A 17027-nucleotide genomic window follows, 5' to 3' on the forward strand; every position below is an offset into this window, starting at 1 on the left:
ACTGTTCACATGGTTTTTTAAAAAATCAACTTTCCCGAATTGCAGGGAGCTTCTATTATTTTTACTGAGATTTTCTTGAGAATATGCAACCTCAGGAATTGTTAACCCAATGATTACTAAGCTTCCAAGTAATCCTTTTTGTAGTACCCTTAGTGTCCTTCGTATCTTTATTTTCATAACTTTAATACCTGTTTAATTGTAATGTTTAATTAGAAACACCTTCAGATTTACCGCATTTACTAAAGCAAGATAATTTTGAAGTTGTTATTTAATCTAAACTTAATATATACTCTAAGTCTATGCACTACATATTTATGCAGTAATTTTAATTTATCTTTCCTTTCCCTGCTTCTCTATCTAAAACCCAATTACTCATCACTCAAAATATCCTTACCTTTAAAAGAAAAACTTCAATATGTCACGTACTTCAATACCCGCGAACCTTAAGCTTGGATTTTTAGGTGCTGGTCAGCTGGCCCGAATGAGTTCTCTTGAAGCTTTTCGATTTGGAATTCAGGTAGCTGCATTCTCTGACAGAACTGAGAACGAACCACTTCAATTTATGACACCTTATTCTACCTCCGGGTCTTTTGAATCGGTGGATGATATGGTGGAATTTGCCAAAGGCTGTGATGTCATCACCCTGGAAAACGAATTCATCAGTTCCGAGATCCTGAAAGAAGTACAGGAAAAAAGCGGAACACCAATCTATCCTTCGCCGGATAGCTTTGCATTGATTGAAAACAAGCTGATTGAGAAGCAAACTTTTGAAGCAGCGGGAATTCCTGTCACCCCTTATAAACTGGTCGAGGGAGACTCTGATTTAAAGGAATTCGGGGAAGATAATGGATGGCCTTATATGCTCAAATCTTCCAAAGGCGGTTATGATGGGTACGGCAATGAGACTGTGAACAATCTTGATGAAGCAAAAGAAGCTTTTTCAAATCTTGGTGGCGATAAAGGACAGGATATTCTGGCTGAAGCTTTTGTGGATTTCACCAAGGAGCTTGCGGTTCAGGTAGCAAGGAATGAAACCGGCACTGTTGTTTATCCATGTTGTGAAACCGTTCAGAAAGATCATATTTGTGTCGCTGTTTTATCTCCTGCTCCCGTTGAGAAAATAGTACGGGAAATGGCTCAGGAATTAGCCTTTAAAGCCACTGAAGCTATCGATGGAAAAGGAATTTTTGCCTTCGAGTTCTTTCTTACAAAGGATGGTTCACTGATTCTGAACGAGTCAGCCCCCCGGCCTCATAACTCTGGTCACTATACCATAGAAGGAACCGTGGCTTCCCAATTTGAAAATCATGTCCGTGCTGTTTTAGGTCTACCTCTCGGTTCAACCCGATTAAACAAACCTGCCGTTGCAATGATTAACCTGCTGGGTACACATAAACGTCCTGCTGAAACCGACCATATAAAAGAAGCCATGGAAACCGAAGATGGTCATCTTCATGTATATGGAAAAGTGGATAGTAAAGTAGGTCGTAAGATGGCCCACTACACGCTGCTGGGTGATAGTCTGGAAGAGACTTATAAAAAAGCGATGCATGTCACCAGGGAATTCGAAATTTAAAGCCTTGTCATGCTGAACTAGTTTCAGCATCTTCATACTAACAAATAACTAATATAAAGTGATGAGCAAACCAATCGTCGGAGTAGTTATGGGCAGCGACAGTGACTGGCCCACCATGAAAGAAGCCGCTGAAATCCTCGATTATTTTCAGATTCCATATGAAAAGCGTGTGGTTTCCGCTCACCGAACACCCGATATCATGGCCAGCTATGGTAAGGAAGCCAGAGAACGGGGAATTCAAGTGATTATAGCGGGCGCAGGTGGCGCTGCTCACCTTCCGGGTATGCTTGCCAGCCATACTACCCTACCGGTAATTGGTGTTCCTGTTAAAACTACAGCCTTAGGTGGTGTAGATAGCCTTTATTCGATTGTACAAATGCCCAATGGTATTCCCGTGGCAACCGTGGCAATAGGAAAAGCAAAAAATGCCGGATTACTCGCCATTCGTATGCTGGGCATGGACGATGATTCTCTAACCAAAAAGCTGGAAAATTACCATCAGAAAATGGCACAAGAATCTATGAAGAAGACAGAAAATTTAAAGTAGACTGAACTTTTATCTTACCGGCATTCAGTATATCCAGGCTCAAAAAAGACACTTACTTAGTATTCATCATCAAAATAAAGCCCTTCAGCAATATACCGAAGGGCTTCTTTGTACTACAAATAAAGTTCGTTTTATTATTTTAACAAAGTAATCAACTGATTCTTTTGATAGCCATCAGCTTCCATCCGAACGATGTAAATACCACTTGCAAGATTATCTGCATTAAATAAAACCCGATGCTCGCCTGCAATTTGAGAAGTATTAATTAATGTAGTTATAAAGCGTCCTAGCATGTCGTACACGTTGATACGCACATTACCGGCTTTCTCCATGGAGTATGTAATACTCGTTGTCGGATTAAATGGGTTTGGGTAGGCCGGATTCAGACGAAATGAAACTGGTTTTTCAGGTTTTTCTGTGCCTGTAGATATACCATTCCATTCAAACTTATACTTATAAAGGTTCATCCCTTGAAAAGGATAAATTGTAGAGACAATTTCATCAAATAACCCTGCTGAATTATAAATATAGTTCTCTTTGGTATAAACAACCCATTCTTCTGTTTCTGCACCTGTGTAAGTAAAGAAACTTAAAATGGTAGAATCGGCTAGTGTTTTACCATTGTAATATTGAACTAAACTGAGGTAAGGTTTCCATTCATCATCTTCCCAGCTTAAGGCATTAACAAATTTTGTATCCAATGCTTGGTTTGGAGTATTGTAAATAGTAGTGTATTGCAGTTCGAAGTTCACCCATTTCTCACCATCCCATTCCTGTGATAAATAATCAGGATACTGAATAAATGAAGTCAACATAGAAAACTGTATGCTTTCTAAGATATTGAGCTCAACCTGATACAGTTCTTCCAGTGTCAGATTCGGATACAATTCCCTGCCATAATTTACCCAACCACCCATATTATCGCTGATCTGAGTAGTTGCAATCAATGTATCATTCTCAATTTCAAATGTATAATACTCGGTTGGTACCCATTCCTCATTTTCCCAGTAAAGTGTAGTAGCTTCTGTAATTTTTCCACCCACGACTGTGAATTCATCTTTATACCCAACAATCCATTCGTCACCTTCCCAATCTTCGTAAATCACTTCTGAAATAATACCCGTGGTGTAATCGTATGTATATCTTTCATAAAACTGCAACCCACCGGTCACAAAATCAATTTCCTGATGGGTTTCCTGTTTTAGCAAACCATTTTGATATTCCTTGGTTGTCAGTTCGTGTGTAACCCATTCTTCGTCATCAAGGCTGAGCACTTCCTGACTCACCATTTTGCCATTATCATAGTCCATCTCGATTTTTGTACCAGTAAACCAGACTCCTTCTGACATAAAAGAAACTTCAATTCCTGTTAATAAGTCGTTATCCGCTACTTTAAGCGATCTGGAATGATGTTGTGCTCTTGCAGTACGCTCAATAAACTTTTGAAAAGTTGATTTATCCTTATTCAAAGAGCTTGATATAGAATTTTGTGCTTGTGTAATAACACCAGATGAAGCCACAAGCAGGCATACTGTCATCCAGCATAATTTTGATTTCATAGTTTAAAGTATTAATTGTTTTAAGTTGCGATACACACAACTGATTTCGCCGGCTGGAAAAGCAGAGCCTGACTACATTTCAGGTGAGTTTTATCGACCAATATTACGACTAATTTTGAGAATAGTTATATGGCCATAAAAAAAATTATTGCCTTAAATCCTTTGTGAAAGGTCTAAAATAACGTACTTTTAGAATGGATTTACGATGATACTTAGACTTTTGAATTCATTCAGATTTTAGCTCTGATTTCTCCTATATCCGATAATTTTTAACCACATTTTGATACTATGAATATTTATATAGGAAACCTTAGTTATGATGTTTCCAGCGACCAACTCAGAGAAGTTTTTGAAGCTTATGGTGAAGTAAGTTCAGCCAAAGTTATTACCGACAGAGGTTCAGGCCGTTCAAAAGGTTTTGGATTTGTTGAGATGGATAACAAAGCTGAAGCTGAAGCCGCTATCGAACAACTCGACGGTGCCGAAATTGACGGTCGCCCTGTAAAGGTAAATGAAGCCAAACCCCGCAACTAATACTTCGGGTTATAAAATTTTCAGCCCCCGCTCATGTATATGATCGGGGGCTTTTTTATTAATTTTTTTCTACGGATCCATTTTTTGAAGTAACTTTTTTGATCCGGATCAGTACATAACTAAGTCATTTAAATTCAACTAACTTAGGGAGCTATTACTATGATTATGACCACCACCAATCACCTGGACAGAAAAGAAGTACAAAAATATCTGGGTATTGTAACGGGAGAAGCCATTTTGGGAGCAAATATCTTTAAGGACTTCTTTGCCGGTATCAGGGATATCGTTGGCGGACGTTCCGGTGCTTACGAAAAAGAACTGCAGCAAGCACGTAAACTGGCTTTCGAAGAAATGGAATTAAAAGCCAACAGTGTAGGTGCTAACGCCATAATCGGCATCGACATTGATTATGAGACCATCGGAGCAAATGGAAGTATGCTCATGGTTTCCGTAAGCGGAACAGCTGTTTCTGCTGAATAAGTATAATTAGATAAAAAATTGTAGAGACACGAGGTTTTGTGTCTCTACAATAATCATATAGACCTTATCCAAACATGTCTTTCATTTTTGAGAAGAAATTCTTCTCACTTCCATCCAGGTTGGACGGATCAAAATTTTCGGACCCTTTAAACGATTTCATCGCCTCTTTCTGCTTGTCGTCTAGTTCTTCTGGCATATATACGTTCAGTCTAACGTACTGATCTCCATCACCAGAATTGTTCAAGCCCTTAATTCCCCGGCCACGCATTCGGAGCATTTTACCTGGCTGAGTTCCGGGATCAATTTTTAGTTTTGCTTTACCTTTAAGCGTCGGAACTTCCACCTCTGTTCCAAGCACAGCATCAGGAATACTCAGGGTTAGATTGTAATAGATATTATTACCGTCACGGTCAAAGTGCTCGTGTTCTTTTTCTTCAATCAAAACGATTAAAGCACCGGCAGAACCACCTCGTCGGCCAGCATTACCTTGCCCCCTTAGAGTAATGTAATTGCCATTAGATACACCGGATGGGATGTTAACCTTAATGGTTTCTTCGCCTTTCACACGGCCTTCACCACTGCATTTCTTACATTTATTCTTGATAATCCGGCCTTCACCATTACAGTTTGGACATGCCTGAACATTCACCATTTGACCGAGCATAGTTCGGGTTACCTGGCGAACTTCACCCATTCCATTACAGGTGCCACAGGTTTCAAAATCTGAATTAGTCTCGGCCCCGGTACCATTACACTCATCGCATTTAATCTGCTTTTTGATTTTGAGCTTTTTTTCTGCTCCAAATGCAATCTCTTCAAGGGTAAGAGGCATTCGGATTTTCATATCTGAACCTGGCTGCCCAGGTTCTTTTCTTCCACGTGATCGGCCTCGTCGGCCTCCCCCGCCTCCAAAGGCTTCTTCACCAAAGAATCCGCTTCCAAAGATATCCCCAAAGCGGCTGAAAATGTCTTCGAAGCCCATATTATCAAAGTCGGCTCCGCCTCCAAATCCGCCCTGGCCATTTACTCCCTGATGGCCAAACTGATCATATCTGGCTCGCTTGTCAGAATCTTTGAGCACTTCGTATGCTTCAGATGCTTCCTTAAATTTTTTCTCTGCTTCTTTATCCCCCTTATTGCGATCGGGATGGTACTTCATAGCCATTTTCCGGTAGGCTTTCTTTATATCGGCCTCCGAAGCACCTTTATCAACTCCAAGTATTTCGTAATAATCTCTTTGGGTAGACATATTTTACTCGCTTACAATTACTTTAGCATGACGAATTGTTCGATTGCCGATTTTGTAGCCACTGTCCAGAACTTGAAGCACTACATCACTTCCGGTTTCCTCATCAGGAGCCGGTTGCTTCATCATGGCATCGTGAATATTTACATCGAAAGGAACGCCTGTTTCATTTATTCGCTCGACGCCGTGCTTTTCCAGCACTTTCTCAAATTTGTCAGCAACCATTTTCACTCCTTCGAGAAAACTATCCTCAATCTCAGATTCTTCCGCTGCTTTAAGTGTGCGAAGCAAATCATCACTTATGGGCATAAAATCTTCAAGAGCGCCGGCTTTAACCTCTTCAAATAGCTGTACACGTTCGCGCTGAACTCGTTTACGGACGTTTTCTAACTCAGCTGCCTTTCGAAGCAAACCATCTTTAGTGTTAGCCAGCTCTTTTTCCAGCTCTTCTATTCTGGCTTCTTGTTCATCCTTAGCTGATTTTTGCTCCTCAGATTCGGTTGCTGTAGCTTCTTCTTTTTCTTGCACGTTTTCAGTAATCTCTTCCTGAGTCGAGATATCCTCTTCTGAAATTTTTTCTTTGCTCATCTACCTTTCGTAAGTGTTATTGCTTAAAATTTGCTTTATTTATGCTGTTTAGAGCAAATAGTATGCCATGAATCTCTCCACTCTTTTAAAGTGACAAAGTTACTTCATTCTGACATCTCATTAAGAAACTGGCATAAAAAAGCCCCCGCTCATGTATATGAGCGGGGGCTTCAAAGTTCTGTTAGCAGTCGTTTAGTTCAGGAATTCATCAAATGTCAATGAGACATAATAGATGGCACCCAAACTTGGTCCGCCGTAGTTCAGAATATGTCGGTTGTTGGTGATGTTGCTTCCTCCAACTTTAACAATCGAGTTAAGGCTGTTCAGCTTATACGATACCTGGGCATCGATTGTGGATACCGCAGGAACGGTTCCATCTGCAAAAGAAGAAACCCATCTGAACTCATCCTGCCATCTCCAGGTCACGTTGAAACCCAGACTTTCGGTCAGACTTCTGTTGCTTAAACCAACATTAACTTTATGCTCCGGAGTGTTATAGTCGAAGATAAAGCCTTCATTCTGATCGGTAATCAGTTTATTCCAGTTGTAGTTTGCACTTACCTTAAAGTTGCTTGGCAAGCTATAGTCGAACCCAACTACAGCACCTTGCGATTCTACCTCGTTGTCAACATTGGTATACACCTGGAAGGTGTTAAGTGCTGAACCGGACAATAGCAGTGGCGCCGTTTGTGCAGTCAATGGCAGAATTTCACTATCCTGTATAACTCCATCACTGTTCTGATCCTGGTTGATCTGACGTACGCGGAACTGAGCAATAAAATCGTTATAGATATTGTAGTAATAAGCCATGTCGAAGAATAATTTATCTCCTAACAGACCTTTATATCCAATCTCAAACGTCTGGATTTGCTCTGGCTTAACGGGCTCAAAGTTATTGTAAGGTACCAGTTCTCCCGCTGCAGCAGGATTTCCTGCTAATACTTGCGTGGTGAAGTCCTGAACACTTTCCAAAGTGAAGGCACTCTGAGTAATGTTATACTTATCCGTGAGGAAAGGCAGACCACCTAATAATCGGGCCGTAAGTACATTCAAGTCGATGTATTGCCCCTGTGTAGTCGGGTTGCGGAAACCGGTTTGGTATGAAGCCCGCAGGTTTTGATTATCAAAGGTGTTAATCACCGTTGAAATACGTGGGTTAAACTGCCCATCGAAGTTCTCATTCTTATCATAACGCAGAGAACCGATCAGTTTAATCCGATCCTCCATAAAGGATTTAGAACCCTGAACAAACCCACCAAACTCGTTAATCTCTACGCCACCGTCATCATCAAAGATGGTTCCATTAGAGCGCAGTTGATACTGTCTGAAGCTCACACCAGCCTGAAGATCCATAAAATCTATTTCATTTTTGAAGTTGTACTGTCCTTCAGTGTGTAGGAAGCGGGACTGATCATCGAAAAGAGCACCATTAGGTACTACATTTTGAAGAGCTGTATTCTTAGCGTTGTTAAAAGCATCAGAACCAGGTGCAAAACGGTTTGCATCGGCTGCTGCCCGGGCTGCTGCATGGAATTGACTCACTACTGCCGTGTTACTCAGGATAGCGTTAACCGTAGCTTGGTTGTACGAAGGGTCGCCTCCCTGAGCTTGGGCTGCCGCTTGAATAAGCCCGCCGGCAAACGTACCGCCATAGGCTCCATACCATTGTGAGGTATTCAGATACTGATCATTAATAGAAAATCCAACAAAATCAGCGATGTAAGAATCTCCGGAATTTTCAAAAGTTCCGTAAGCCTTCACCATGAAGTTATCGCCTTCAAGCTGAATCTTGTGCTGGGAGATATTAAAGTTCTTCAGGCTGTAACGTTGAGCTCCACTGTAAACCGAAGTTCCGTAACCGTAATTAAAGGTATAGCTGGCTTCAACAGCATCATTCAAACGGTAGTGTAAAGATGTTCCGAGCTTCAGGTTTTCAGCTCCACTGTCAACGAGATATTCTTCCCGATATCCTGTCCTGGCAACCGGCTGGGCTGGCAACGCCGCTAAATATTGTTCAACTTCGTTTTCCGGTACACCTGTTTGGGCCGAAACGTTTTGTGCGATTTGTGTTCGGGTAGGTCCGGGCAGGCCCAATAATGCAATATTGAAGGTACCATCATCTCCGTAGGTATGAACTCCGTCATAGGCTGGGTTGTTCGCAAAACCGTTATTCAGGGATGAATTTTTGTCGGAATAATTAATACCTCTCCAGTCTTCAGCCTTCGAGTAAGAGAAATTCACTTTAAAAGCGAATTTGTTATTAAATGATTTGGCATAACGAATCGCCGTTTCAAAAAGCGGCTGTGCATCTTCCGGTTCACCTAATGTTGGACGGCTGTCAAGATGATTTACCCCTGATTTAACCATAACGCTTAAGCCGGGATAGTTAAATGGGTCCTTGCTGTTCACCAACAGAATACCGTTAAAAGCATTTGGCCCGTATAGTGCGGAAGAAGCACCCGGGATAAATTCCATGCTCTCTACATCTAACTGAGAAGGGCCATTCAAATTCCCGATGGGGAAGTTAAGCGCCGGCGCCTGGGTGTCCATTCCATCGGTTAACTGCACCATTCGTGTGTTACCGGTAGAATTAAATCCCCTTGCGTTCACAATCTGAAAGTTGATACTGCTGGTAGTCATATCAACACCTTTAAGGGTGCTAAGCGCTTTGTAATAATCATCGGAAGCAGCTGTTCTGATCTGAATTGCATCCTGGCGCTCGATCGTAACCGGTGCTTCTAAAATACTTTCCTCAACCCTGGAAGCCGAAACAACAAGGTCGCCACCCGAAATGGTTTGTTCTTCCAGAACAATTTCAAGATCTTCAACAACGGCTTCGGTTATTTCTACTCGCTGAGATGTAAATCCAACAATAGATACAATAAGCGTTAATGGAGGATCTTGCTGCGCGGTTAAACTAAAGGTGCCGTCAGGACGCGTAGAAGTCCCGATTACTTTACCGTCAACCCTGATGTTAACCCCGGCTAATGGCTCACCATTTACATCAGTGACTATTCCCGATATTACTGTTTCATCTTCTATGTTCGATGCGTACGTAACTGTGCTACACACGCAAAAGATAAGTATCATACACAAGGTAAATACTCGTTGAATCATGTTGCTCATTGTATTGATCCTTTTGATTATGGTTAGAGAGGCCAACTATTTATACCGTCTGTAAAATAAGTCCATATTCATGGAAACTCGTATTTTGGCCGAACTTTTATATAACACCAAATAAAAGTCTGTTTTTGGGATAAATGCAAGCGCTTCCACTACTTTTTATTTATGCATCATTGCTTTGCTTCTCTTATCCTTAGCAGAACTTTACCTACACCCTTTAAGGACAGTATTCATGAATGTTTCAGTAAAATCAATTTTTAAATTTCTGCAGATATTATTTCTTGCTTTTCTTTTATCTAATTGTGAGTCAAAGGTTAAAAAGAACGCCTCTGATTCTGCAGAACCGGTTTCTTACCTGGCCCTTGGCGACTCGTATACCATTGGCACCGGTATTGATCAGACAAATAATTATCCCAACCAGTTGGCTGATTCTCTTTCAACACTTGGCTTTCAAGTTGATACCACTCAGATTATCGCCACAAATGGCTGGACTACAACCGATCTTAAAAATGGGATTGCTGAGAACAAACCACCGTCTGATTTTGACCTCGTTTCTTTATTAATAGGAGTAAATAATCAATATCAATGGCTGGATATTGAGCTATATCGAGCGGAATTCCGTGAATTACTGGAGCAGGCTGTTGAATTTGCCGGTGGGAAAAGTGAGAATGTATTTGTTATCTCTATTCCCAATTATGGTGTAACCCCTTTTGCCCAGTCTAAAGACCCTGAAACCATTCGCAGAAAAATTAAAGAATACAATAACATAGCTGAAGAAATCAGTAATGAATTTGATATTTTATTTATAAATATTACCCCAATATCAGAAATGGCAGCTAATGACCTTTCATTGTTAGCTTCCGACGAGCTCCATCCATCCGCAAAAATGTACAGCATGTGGATTGAGGAGATGTTACCAACAGTAACTCAAATTATAGAACCATGAAAGCCGAATTTAACCTCACCCACCTTTCAGCTTCCAAAGATCCTTTAACCGATCGGATCACATTCACCGAAACCATCGAATTCAGACTTTGGATGGCAGTCGCTGTACTTAGTTATCTGAGTTTTCATCTCTTCAGCTTACTTGATATTGAATTGGCAGGATGGCAGCAGATGCTTCTTGCTGCAGGTATGGTAGTAGGTTATGGATTCGCATTTATGGGAGTGCTGTTCAGAAGCAGCGCAGGGAAAGCGGCAATATCAAAGGATGAAATCAGGCTATATCCCACAAAAAAAAAGAAAAATTTCCAGATGTTCCTATTCCTGTCACCAAAGAATCCGAGATCAAAGTTTATGTAGTCCAGAAACTCAACTGGTTCACCCCTAAAGCTATCTTACATTTTTCTGTTTCTAATGAAGGTCATGAGAATGAATTCACAATAAAATTGGGGAACAAAAAGAGTAAAGAACAATATTTGGAGTTGTTGGAAGGTTGGTACAGAAGCGGATATTCTTTAGAGGAGTATGACATTACAGGTAGCCGAATTTTTAAATTAGACCGAGGAAAATCGTATGCAGACATTCAAAAAATCAAAGCCGAATATGGTATCAGCTGGTAAAAAACTCTCAAAAATCACCCTTGTTGTTTCCATGATGTTTCTGGGCTTTGGCGAAAAAGCTTCCGCCCAAAATAACCCGGACGAGCGAACCATTACCATAAATATGAGTTCATCTGAACTATTGCCGGCCGACCTGATTATCTTTAATGTGAATATTAACGCGGAGGCCGAAACTCCCCAGGAAGCGTATCGAGTTCATAAAGAAAGGGAATCTCTTTTAGCTAAACTATTAAAGCAGAATAAGATCGAGGAAGAAGATATTGATTATGAACCTATTCGTATGAATAAGGTAAGTGCAAACTATCGCAACCAGGATGATTCTAAGGTTACACGAACTAATCAATCTGTAAGCCTTACTTTTAGCGACTTTTCTATTTATGAGAAGATTCAAGTCGCGTTAATTGAAAATGGCTTTGATTCTTTTAACGGGCAATTTTCTTCTACCGAAATTTCTAAAGGCAAGGAACAGGCTTTGATAAGTGCCATCGAGTCAGCAAAGAAAAAAGCTGAGCTCATTGCTAAAACTTCCGGGGTTACATTGGGCAAAGTTCAAACCATCAATTACTCCGACCATCAAATCGGAATACCTCAAAAGTCCAGTCTTATGTCTATGGAGGCCATGAGAAGCGATGCCTCTATGATGGATTTTAGCCAAACAGTTTCCGTAACTGCCAACATAAACATCTCTTTTAATATTGAATAAGTAAGAAAATTGTCATCCCGGGCTTGACCCGGGATCTCTACGTGCTCAGATCCTGAATCAAGTTCAGGATGACTAAGAATTCACGGCTCAACGGCATTAACAGCTTCAAAATATTCAGCAGCTTTAGTCAGCCCCTCTTGTCCGTTCATTTCTACATACCAGTACTGCTCGATTACCCCTTTCTCACTTTGCATAAGCAGCTGCATAGTTCCCTGTGATTTGTGTTCAGCAATCACCCAGTTTCCGATAATGTTATAATTCATCCGGTCATTCACACCAAAGGTTTGGTTTCGGTTAAACTCAAATACCTGTCCCGGCATTACTTTGGTTTCCGGATGTCCCTCCAGCTGAGTAAAGGAAACACCGGGATCTTCTTCTCCCCTTCGTATAAAGGCTTCCAATGCAATAGGTCGATCTGATTCCGGTAAGGTTTTCAGGGCTTGAAGAGCAATTACAGCTGAAGCTTTATGATGTCCATGCGTGGTTTCATAAGGAAGCATTAGAAACAGAAAATCATAGCCCCCCTGCTGCATGATGTTGGCAAGCTTTGTCCGCGCCCAATCCGTATTCCATTTTTCCAGGGGAATACTCACATCTTCGGTATACTCAAAATCCGGCTGGTCCAGAAAGAAGTAATTCCGGATTCCAACAATATTTCCCCCGGCCATTAGCTCCTTCTTCCTGATTCCGGGAAGCCACGCCCGTCCCACTTCCTCCTTATCCAATTCCTTTCCATAAATATAATTTCCAAGGGTTGAGTATGTATAACCTCCTTCGCCATTGGTTAGAAGTGCCAAATCAACAACTCCATTTAGTAACCTGGTAGTCTTAAAAATAGTGGCTGAGAAGAGCGCATCGTCATCAGGATGGGCGGTTACTAACAGGACTTTGGGTTGATAATTGAGGAGGGTATCCTGGGCATTTATATTGAAAAATAAGATCAGGAATGTACAGATTGTAAAAAGTAGCTTTTTCATAAATGAAGTTTTGTTTCAATAAACTTTATCAAAATAGAAACTGAAACCCTCTAAATCAGAGGCTTTTTAAATGAAATCTTTACAAATATTCCTTCAACACATCCCAAACCGTTTCCGCAATAATTCCATGTCCTTTTGGGGTGGGATGAATGCCATCTCCCTGAATCAGTTCTTCACTCCCTCCCAGCTTATCCATGATTAAGGGAATGAGAGGCAGATCGTTTTCCTCAGCCAGTTCCGGATAAATAGTCTGAAATTCTGAGGTATACTCCTGCCCGAGGTTTGGAGGAACTTGCATTCCAGCTAAAATGATCTGTCCATTCGGGTTTTTCCTTTGGTATTTATCGATGATGGTTTGAAGGTTTTCCTTTGTTGAACTTAAGTCAATTCCTCTCAATCCATCATTTCCTCCCAACTCCAGCACCATAATGTCGATGTGTCTGCGTAGAATCCAGTCGATGCGGCGCACACCTCCGGCTGAAGTTTCTCCGCTCAAGCCACCATTAATCACTTCATAGTTCAGGCCAAGTGAATCTATTTTCTCTTGTATCAATGCCGGAAAAGCCTGTTCCTGCTGAACGCCAAGGCCAGCGGTAATACTATCCCCGAAAAAAAGAATGGTTTTTGTTTCGCTATTCTGGGCTGATACCAAAAATGAAAAACTTGTTAAAAAGGCTATCGCAATTATCAATTTCTTAATCATAGACAACAATTTGAATTATATCTCGTACTTTTCTCAAGATTTTACGGAATGTTAGAAGGCAATTCCCTTGTTAGTTTCGGTATCACCAAAAATAAGAAACGTGTCAAATATACTCGAAGTTCATCAGTTATACCGCAAGTTTGAAAGCGGCTCAAAAATATTAACCGTCGTAGACGATATTAACTTTTCCATTGAGGAAGGTATTTCCTGCGCTATAGTCGGGCCTTCCGGTTCTGGAAAAACAACCTTGTTGGGTTTATGCGCCGGATTAGACCGTCCCAGCTCAGGAAGTGTTTCCCTAAACGGGATTCCTTTAAATCCCCTCAACGAAGACGAACGCGCTCAGGTCCGAAATCTGCATGTGGGATTTGTATTCCAAACCTTTCAGCTTGTTCCTACCCTAACCGCTGTTGAGAACGTAATGGTTCCGCTGGAATTGCGTGGAGAAGCAACACAGGAAGTTCGTGAGCGGGCCATAGAGTTACTTACAAGCGTTGGACTTGGCGATCGAACCCATCACTACCCTACACAGCTTTCGGGTGGAGAACAGCAGCGTGTAGCCATTGCCCGTGCATTCATTAATCAGCCAAAAATCCTATTTGCGGATGAACCCACCGGCAACCTGGATACCGAAACCGGAGAGTACATTGAAAAGCTGATTTTTGATTTAAATGAACAGCAAGGTACAACCCTGGTTTTAGTTACTCATGACCTGGAACTAGCCAAAAAATGTGACCGCATTATCAAACTTAGAAATGGTCAGGTTTACGAAGATAGTTTTGCTGAGCAACAACCTGAAGCCGTAGCCAAATAGTCCATGAGTAAGAAAAATTCTATGTGGTGGACTTTCAAAATGGCGTGGAGGGATTCCCGTTCCAACCGATCTAAGCTTTTCCTTTTCATGGCGGCTATCATTGTAGGTGTTGCTGCCCAGGTAGCCATTACTTCTTTCAGAGATAACCTGAATACAAGTATTGAAAATCAGGCGAAGGAGTTACTAGGCGCTGATCTTGAAGTGGAACGAAACGCGCCTTTTCAGCCCGAACTACAAGAGGTGCTTGACTCCCTCGGCGGTGAAGTTACAACTGGTTTGGGTTTCAATTCTATGGCTTTCTTCCCAAAAACCGGAAACACACGTCTTTCTCAAATCACGGCTTTTGAAGGGAACTTTCCCTACTACGGAGACTTAGTCACCGAACCTGCTTCAGCAGCAGATGTTTACCAGGAAAATCAGTCCGCTTTGGTGGATGAACCTATAATGAGATTATTCGGAATTGAACCGGGAGATTCCGTAAAAATCGGTCAGGTTACCTACAAAATCGAGGGAGCTATTATTGAGATTCCCGGTCAGCCTGTAGCGGCTTCTTTCTTCGGCCCTCGTATTTTTATTCCTAAACAAGGGGTAGAAGAAACCGGGTTACTTCAAAGGGGTAGCCGGCTTGAGTATATCTCCTATCATAAGTTCCCGGAAGGTACCGATATGGCCTATGTAGATGACCGGCTTGATCAGCTCAGGGACGAACAAAACCTGCGTTTTGGTTATGATACCGTTCAAGAGCGTGAGGAAGAAGTTGGAGAGGCCATCCTATACCTGTCTAATTTTCTGAATTTAATTGGCTTTATTGCTCTTTTATTGGGAGGAATTGGAGTTGCCAGCTCAATATTTGTTTACATCCGTCAAAAAATTAACACGGTGGCTGTGCTTCGTTGTGTAGGTGTGTCCTCTAATCAGGCGCTATCAATTTATCTCATTCAGGCCACGGCAATGGGTTTCATTGGTTCTGTACTTGGGGCCATTCTAGGCTCGATTGTACAGCTATATCTGCCCGTATTAGTGCAAGACTTTCTTCCTGTAAATATTGAATTATATGTATCATGGGTTTCTATTTTTATTGGAGTGGGAACGGGTGTGATTATCTCCATTTTGTTCGCCCTTTTCCCTCTGCTTGCAGTGAAGAAAATATCGCCCTTGTTTTCGTTGCGTTCTGTAGAAGTCAATCTATCCGGACTTCTTCAAAGTTCTACTAAAATTATTCTGGGCGTGATTCTGGCTGTTTTCATCACTGCTTACGCATGGCTGATGCTAGGCGAGCTCTTACCCGCTCTGTTTTTCACACTTGGTCTTGCCGTTTGCCTGTTATTATTAACGGGATTTGCCAAGCTGATTATGAAAGCCTCCCGCAAGTTTCTACGAGCTGGATTCAGCTACGAACTACGCCAGGGACTTGCCAACCTTTATCGTCCAAATAACCAAACAACAACCCTGTTGCTTACTTTTGGTTTGGGCGTAACAATGATTAGTTCATTATATCTAACCCAGGATATGCTGCTTGATCAAATTAATTTTGGAGGCCAACAAGATCTTCCAAATCTTGCGTTATATGATATTCAATATGATCAGAATGAAGGGGTTAATGAGATTATCAGATCCAGCGGCCATGAGTTGCTTCAAAATGTACCCATAGTCACCATGCGCATTCAGGGAGTAAATGGATATACCAATGCAGAATGGGACGAGGATACTACAAGAAATGCAAGTGGCTGGGCTTTGAACAGGGAATACCGTTCAACTTACAGAGATTCTTTACTCCCCTCTGAAACATTGGTGAAGGGTGAATGGATTGGAAATGTGGAAAATATGGAAGAGCCATTTCCAATTTCCATTGAAGAGGATCAAAGAGATAATCTCGCCATCGATATCGGTGACACCTTAACCTGGAACGTACAGGGTATTCCTATTCAAACCTATGTGGCGAGCACCAGAACCGTAAAATGGGATCAGCCTCAACCTAATTTCTTCGTTGTATTTCCTTCAGGAGTCTTAGAGTCAGCTCCCCAGTTCTTTGCAACTACTGTAAATACCACCAGCCGGGAGGCTTCCCTCTCTCTTCAGCAGGATCTTGTGCAAAGTTATCCAAATGTTTCTGCCATAGACATTGGGCAGGTCCTTGAAACAGTTCGTAATTTCATAGACAAAGTAACTTTTGTGATTCAGTTTATTGGATTGTTCAGCATCATAACGGGTCTGATAGTTCTTGCCGGCTCAGCATCTACCAGTCGTTTTCAGCGAATATGGGAGGCTGTTTTACTTCGCACGTTAGGAGCAGCAAAGAAACAGGTCATTAAAATACAGGTCATTGAATACGTACTTCTCGGAGTGATGGCTTCAATTACCGGCCTTATTCTTTCGCTTGGAGCAAGTACGTTAATTGGGTATTTCTATTTTGAAATTGAATTTGTACCCAACTTCTTCATCATTGGTGTTGAGATTCTGATTCTTACTGCCCTGGTGCTTCTAATCGGATTATTGAATACGCGCGGAGTCCACAATAAGCCACCTCTTGAGGTTTTAAGAGCTGAGGCAGCCTAAGATCAACCTTTTGTTCTTGAAATCTTAGAATCTGGAACATCCTTCCCATGATCTCTTTT

At 41.5% G+C, this 17027-nt stretch carries 15 protein-coding genes; 9 read left to right on the forward strand and 6 right to left on the reverse strand.

Going from position 1 to position 17027, the window contains the following annotated elements; translation table 11 throughout:
• The first annotated feature begins 415 nt into the window (after positions 1-415).
• Both RIB15_RS01450 and purE read left to right on the forward strand, forming a co-directional pair.
• Positions 416-1576 (forward strand): 5-(carboxyamino)imidazole ribonucleotide synthase, encoded by a 1161-nt coding sequence (locus RIB15_RS01450; RefSeq protein WP_350200364.1) that lies wholly within the window; start codon positions 416-418, stop codon positions 1574-1576.
• A gap of 61 nt (positions 1577-1637) precedes the next feature.
• Positions 1638-2123 (forward strand): 5-(carboxyamino)imidazole ribonucleotide mutase, encoded by a 486-nt coding sequence (purE, locus tag RIB15_RS01455; RefSeq protein WP_350200365.1) that lies wholly within the window; start codon positions 1638-1640, stop codon positions 2121-2123.
• 134 nt (positions 2124-2257) lie between these two features.
• On the opposite strand, the gene RIB15_RS01460 is transcribed toward purE, so the two are convergent.
• Entirely contained in the window at positions 2258-3682 is a 1425-nt protein-coding gene (locus tag RIB15_RS01460; protein WP_350200366.1) for a T9SS type A sorting domain-containing protein, read from the reverse strand.
• 288 nt (positions 3683-3970) lie between these two features.
• Between RIB15_RS01460 and rbp the strand changes: the two genes are divergently transcribed.
• On the forward strand, positions 3971-4216 hold the full coding sequence (rbp, locus tag RIB15_RS01465; RefSeq protein WP_350200367.1) for an RNA-binding regulator: 246 nt from the start codon (positions 3971-3973) through the stop codon (positions 4214-4216).
• A gap of 159 nt (positions 4217-4375) precedes the next feature.
• Positions 4376-4696 carry a heavy metal-binding domain-containing protein gene (locus tag RIB15_RS01470; protein WP_255132458.1) on the forward strand — a complete coding sequence of 107 codons (321 nt, stop codon included), beginning with the start codon at positions 4376-4378 and terminating at the stop codon, positions 4694-4696.
• 64 nt (positions 4697-4760) lie between these two features.
• On the opposite strand, the gene dnaJ is transcribed toward RIB15_RS01470, so the two are convergent.
• The 3 genes from dnaJ to RIB15_RS01485 all read right to left on the reverse strand — a co-directional run bounded on the left by dnaJ (position 4761) and on the right by RIB15_RS01485 (position 9656).
• Positions 4761-5945 (reverse strand): molecular chaperone DnaJ, encoded by a 1185-nt coding sequence (gene dnaJ, locus RIB15_RS01475; RefSeq protein ID WP_350200368.1) that lies wholly within the window; start codon positions 5943-5945, stop codon positions 4761-4763.
• Between the two features lie 3 nt (positions 5946-5948).
• Entirely contained in the window at positions 5949-6530 is a 582-nt protein-coding gene (locus RIB15_RS01480; protein ID WP_350200369.1) for a nucleotide exchange factor GrpE, read from the reverse strand.
• Between the two features lie 192 nt (positions 6531-6722).
• Positions 6723-9656, reverse strand: coding sequence for a TonB-dependent receptor (locus RIB15_RS01485; RefSeq protein ID WP_350200370.1), 2934 nt, complete (start codon positions 9654-9656; stop codon positions 6723-6725).
• Positions 9657-9885: 229 nt separating this feature from the next.
• Between RIB15_RS01485 and RIB15_RS01490 the strand changes: the two genes are divergently transcribed.
• The 3 genes from RIB15_RS01490 (at position 9886) to RIB15_RS01500 (ending at position 11918) form a co-directional block, all read left to right on the forward strand.
• On the forward strand, positions 9886-10599 hold the full coding sequence (locus RIB15_RS01490) for an SGNH/GDSL hydrolase family protein (RefSeq protein WP_350200371.1): 714 nt from the start codon (positions 9886-9888) through the stop codon (positions 10597-10599).
• Entirely contained in the window at positions 10596-10955 is a 360-nt protein-coding gene (locus tag RIB15_RS01495) for a hypothetical protein (protein ID WP_350200372.1), read from the forward strand. Before RIB15_RS01490 ends, RIB15_RS01495 begins: the two co-directional genes overlap by 4 nt.
• Before the next feature lie 213 nt (positions 10956-11168).
• The gene (locus RIB15_RS01500; protein WP_350200373.1) at positions 11169-11918 is read left to right on the forward strand and encodes an SIMPL domain-containing protein; all 750 of its coding nucleotides are present in this window, start codon (positions 11169-11171) and stop codon (positions 11916-11918) included.
• An 80-nt stretch (positions 11919-11998) separates the two neighbouring features.
• Here the strand turns inward: RIB15_RS01500 and RIB15_RS01505 are convergent, their stop codons facing one another.
• Positions 11999-12895: a PIG-L family deacetylase gene (locus RIB15_RS01505; RefSeq protein ID WP_350200374.1), complete on the reverse strand. Its 897-nt coding sequence runs from the start codon at positions 12893-12895 to the stop codon at positions 11999-12001.
• 79 nt (positions 12896-12974) lie between these two features.
• Positions 12975-13598, reverse strand: a complete 624-nt coding sequence (locus RIB15_RS01510) for an arylesterase (protein ID WP_350200375.1) — start codon at positions 13596-13598, stop codon at positions 12975-12977.
• A gap of 100 nt (positions 13599-13698) precedes the next feature.
• On the opposite strand from RIB15_RS01510, the gene RIB15_RS01515 reads away from it, so the two are divergent.
• Complete coding sequence (locus RIB15_RS01515) at positions 13699-14412, forward strand: ABC transporter ATP-binding protein (RefSeq protein ID WP_350200376.1); 714 nt, start codon at positions 13699-13701, stop codon at positions 14410-14412.
• A gap of 3 nt (positions 14413-14415) precedes the next feature.
• Entirely contained in the window at positions 14416-16968 is a 2553-nt protein-coding gene (locus tag RIB15_RS01520; protein ID WP_350200377.1) for an ABC transporter permease, read from the forward strand.
• Positions 16969-17027: the final 59 nt, after the last annotated feature.

The sequence above is a fragment of the Gracilimonas sp. genome, assembly GCF_040218225.1.
Taxonomy (GTDB): Bacteria; Bacteroidota; Rhodothermia; order Balneolales; family Balneolaceae; genus Gracilimonas.

Coding starts and splice junctions, on each gene's coding strand:
- RIB15_RS01450 (WP_350200364.1), top strand. CDS start 416: ATGTCACGTACTTCAATACCCGCGAACCTTAAGCTTGGATTTTTAGGT.
- purE (WP_350200365.1), top strand. CDS start 1,638: ATGAGCAAACCAATCGTCGGAGTAGTTATGGGCAGCGACAGTGACTGG.
- RIB15_RS01460 (WP_350200366.1), bottom strand. CDS start 3,682: ATGAAATCAAAATTATGCTGGATGACAGTATGCCTGCTTGTGGCTTCA.
- rbp (WP_350200367.1), top strand. CDS start 3,971: ATGAATATTTATATAGGAAACCTTAGTTATGATGTTTCCAGCGACCAA.
- RIB15_RS01470 (WP_255132458.1), top strand. CDS start 4,376: ATGATTATGACCACCACCAATCACCTGGACAGAAAAGAAGTACAAAAA.
- dnaJ (WP_350200368.1), bottom strand. CDS start 5,945: ATGTCTACCCAAAGAGATTATTACGAAATACTTGGAGTTGATAAAGGT.
- RIB15_RS01480 (WP_350200369.1), bottom strand. CDS start 6,530: ATGAGCAAAGAAAAAATTTCAGAAGAGGATATCTCGACTCAGGAAGAG.
- RIB15_RS01485 (WP_350200370.1), bottom strand. CDS start 9,656: ATGAGCAACATGATTCAACGAGTATTTACCTTGTGTATGATACTTATC.
- RIB15_RS01490 (WP_350200371.1), top strand. CDS start 9,886: ATGAATGTTTCAGTAAAATCAATTTTTAAATTTCTGCAGATATTATTT.
- RIB15_RS01495 (WP_350200372.1), top strand. CDS start 10,596: ATGAAAGCCGAATTTAACCTCACCCACCTTTCAGCTTCCAAAGATCCT.
- RIB15_RS01500 (WP_350200373.1), top strand. CDS start 11,169: ATGCAGACATTCAAAAAATCAAAGCCGAATATGGTATCAGCTGGTAAA.
- RIB15_RS01505 (WP_350200374.1), bottom strand. CDS start 12,895: ATGAAAAAGCTACTTTTTACAATCTGTACATTCCTGATCTTATTTTTC.
- RIB15_RS01510 (WP_350200375.1), bottom strand. CDS start 13,598: ATGATTAAGAAATTGATAATTGCGATAGCCTTTTTAACAAGTTTTTCA.
- RIB15_RS01520 (WP_350200377.1), top strand. CDS start 14,416: ATGAGTAAGAAAAATTCTATGTGGTGGACTTTCAAAATGGCGTGGAGG.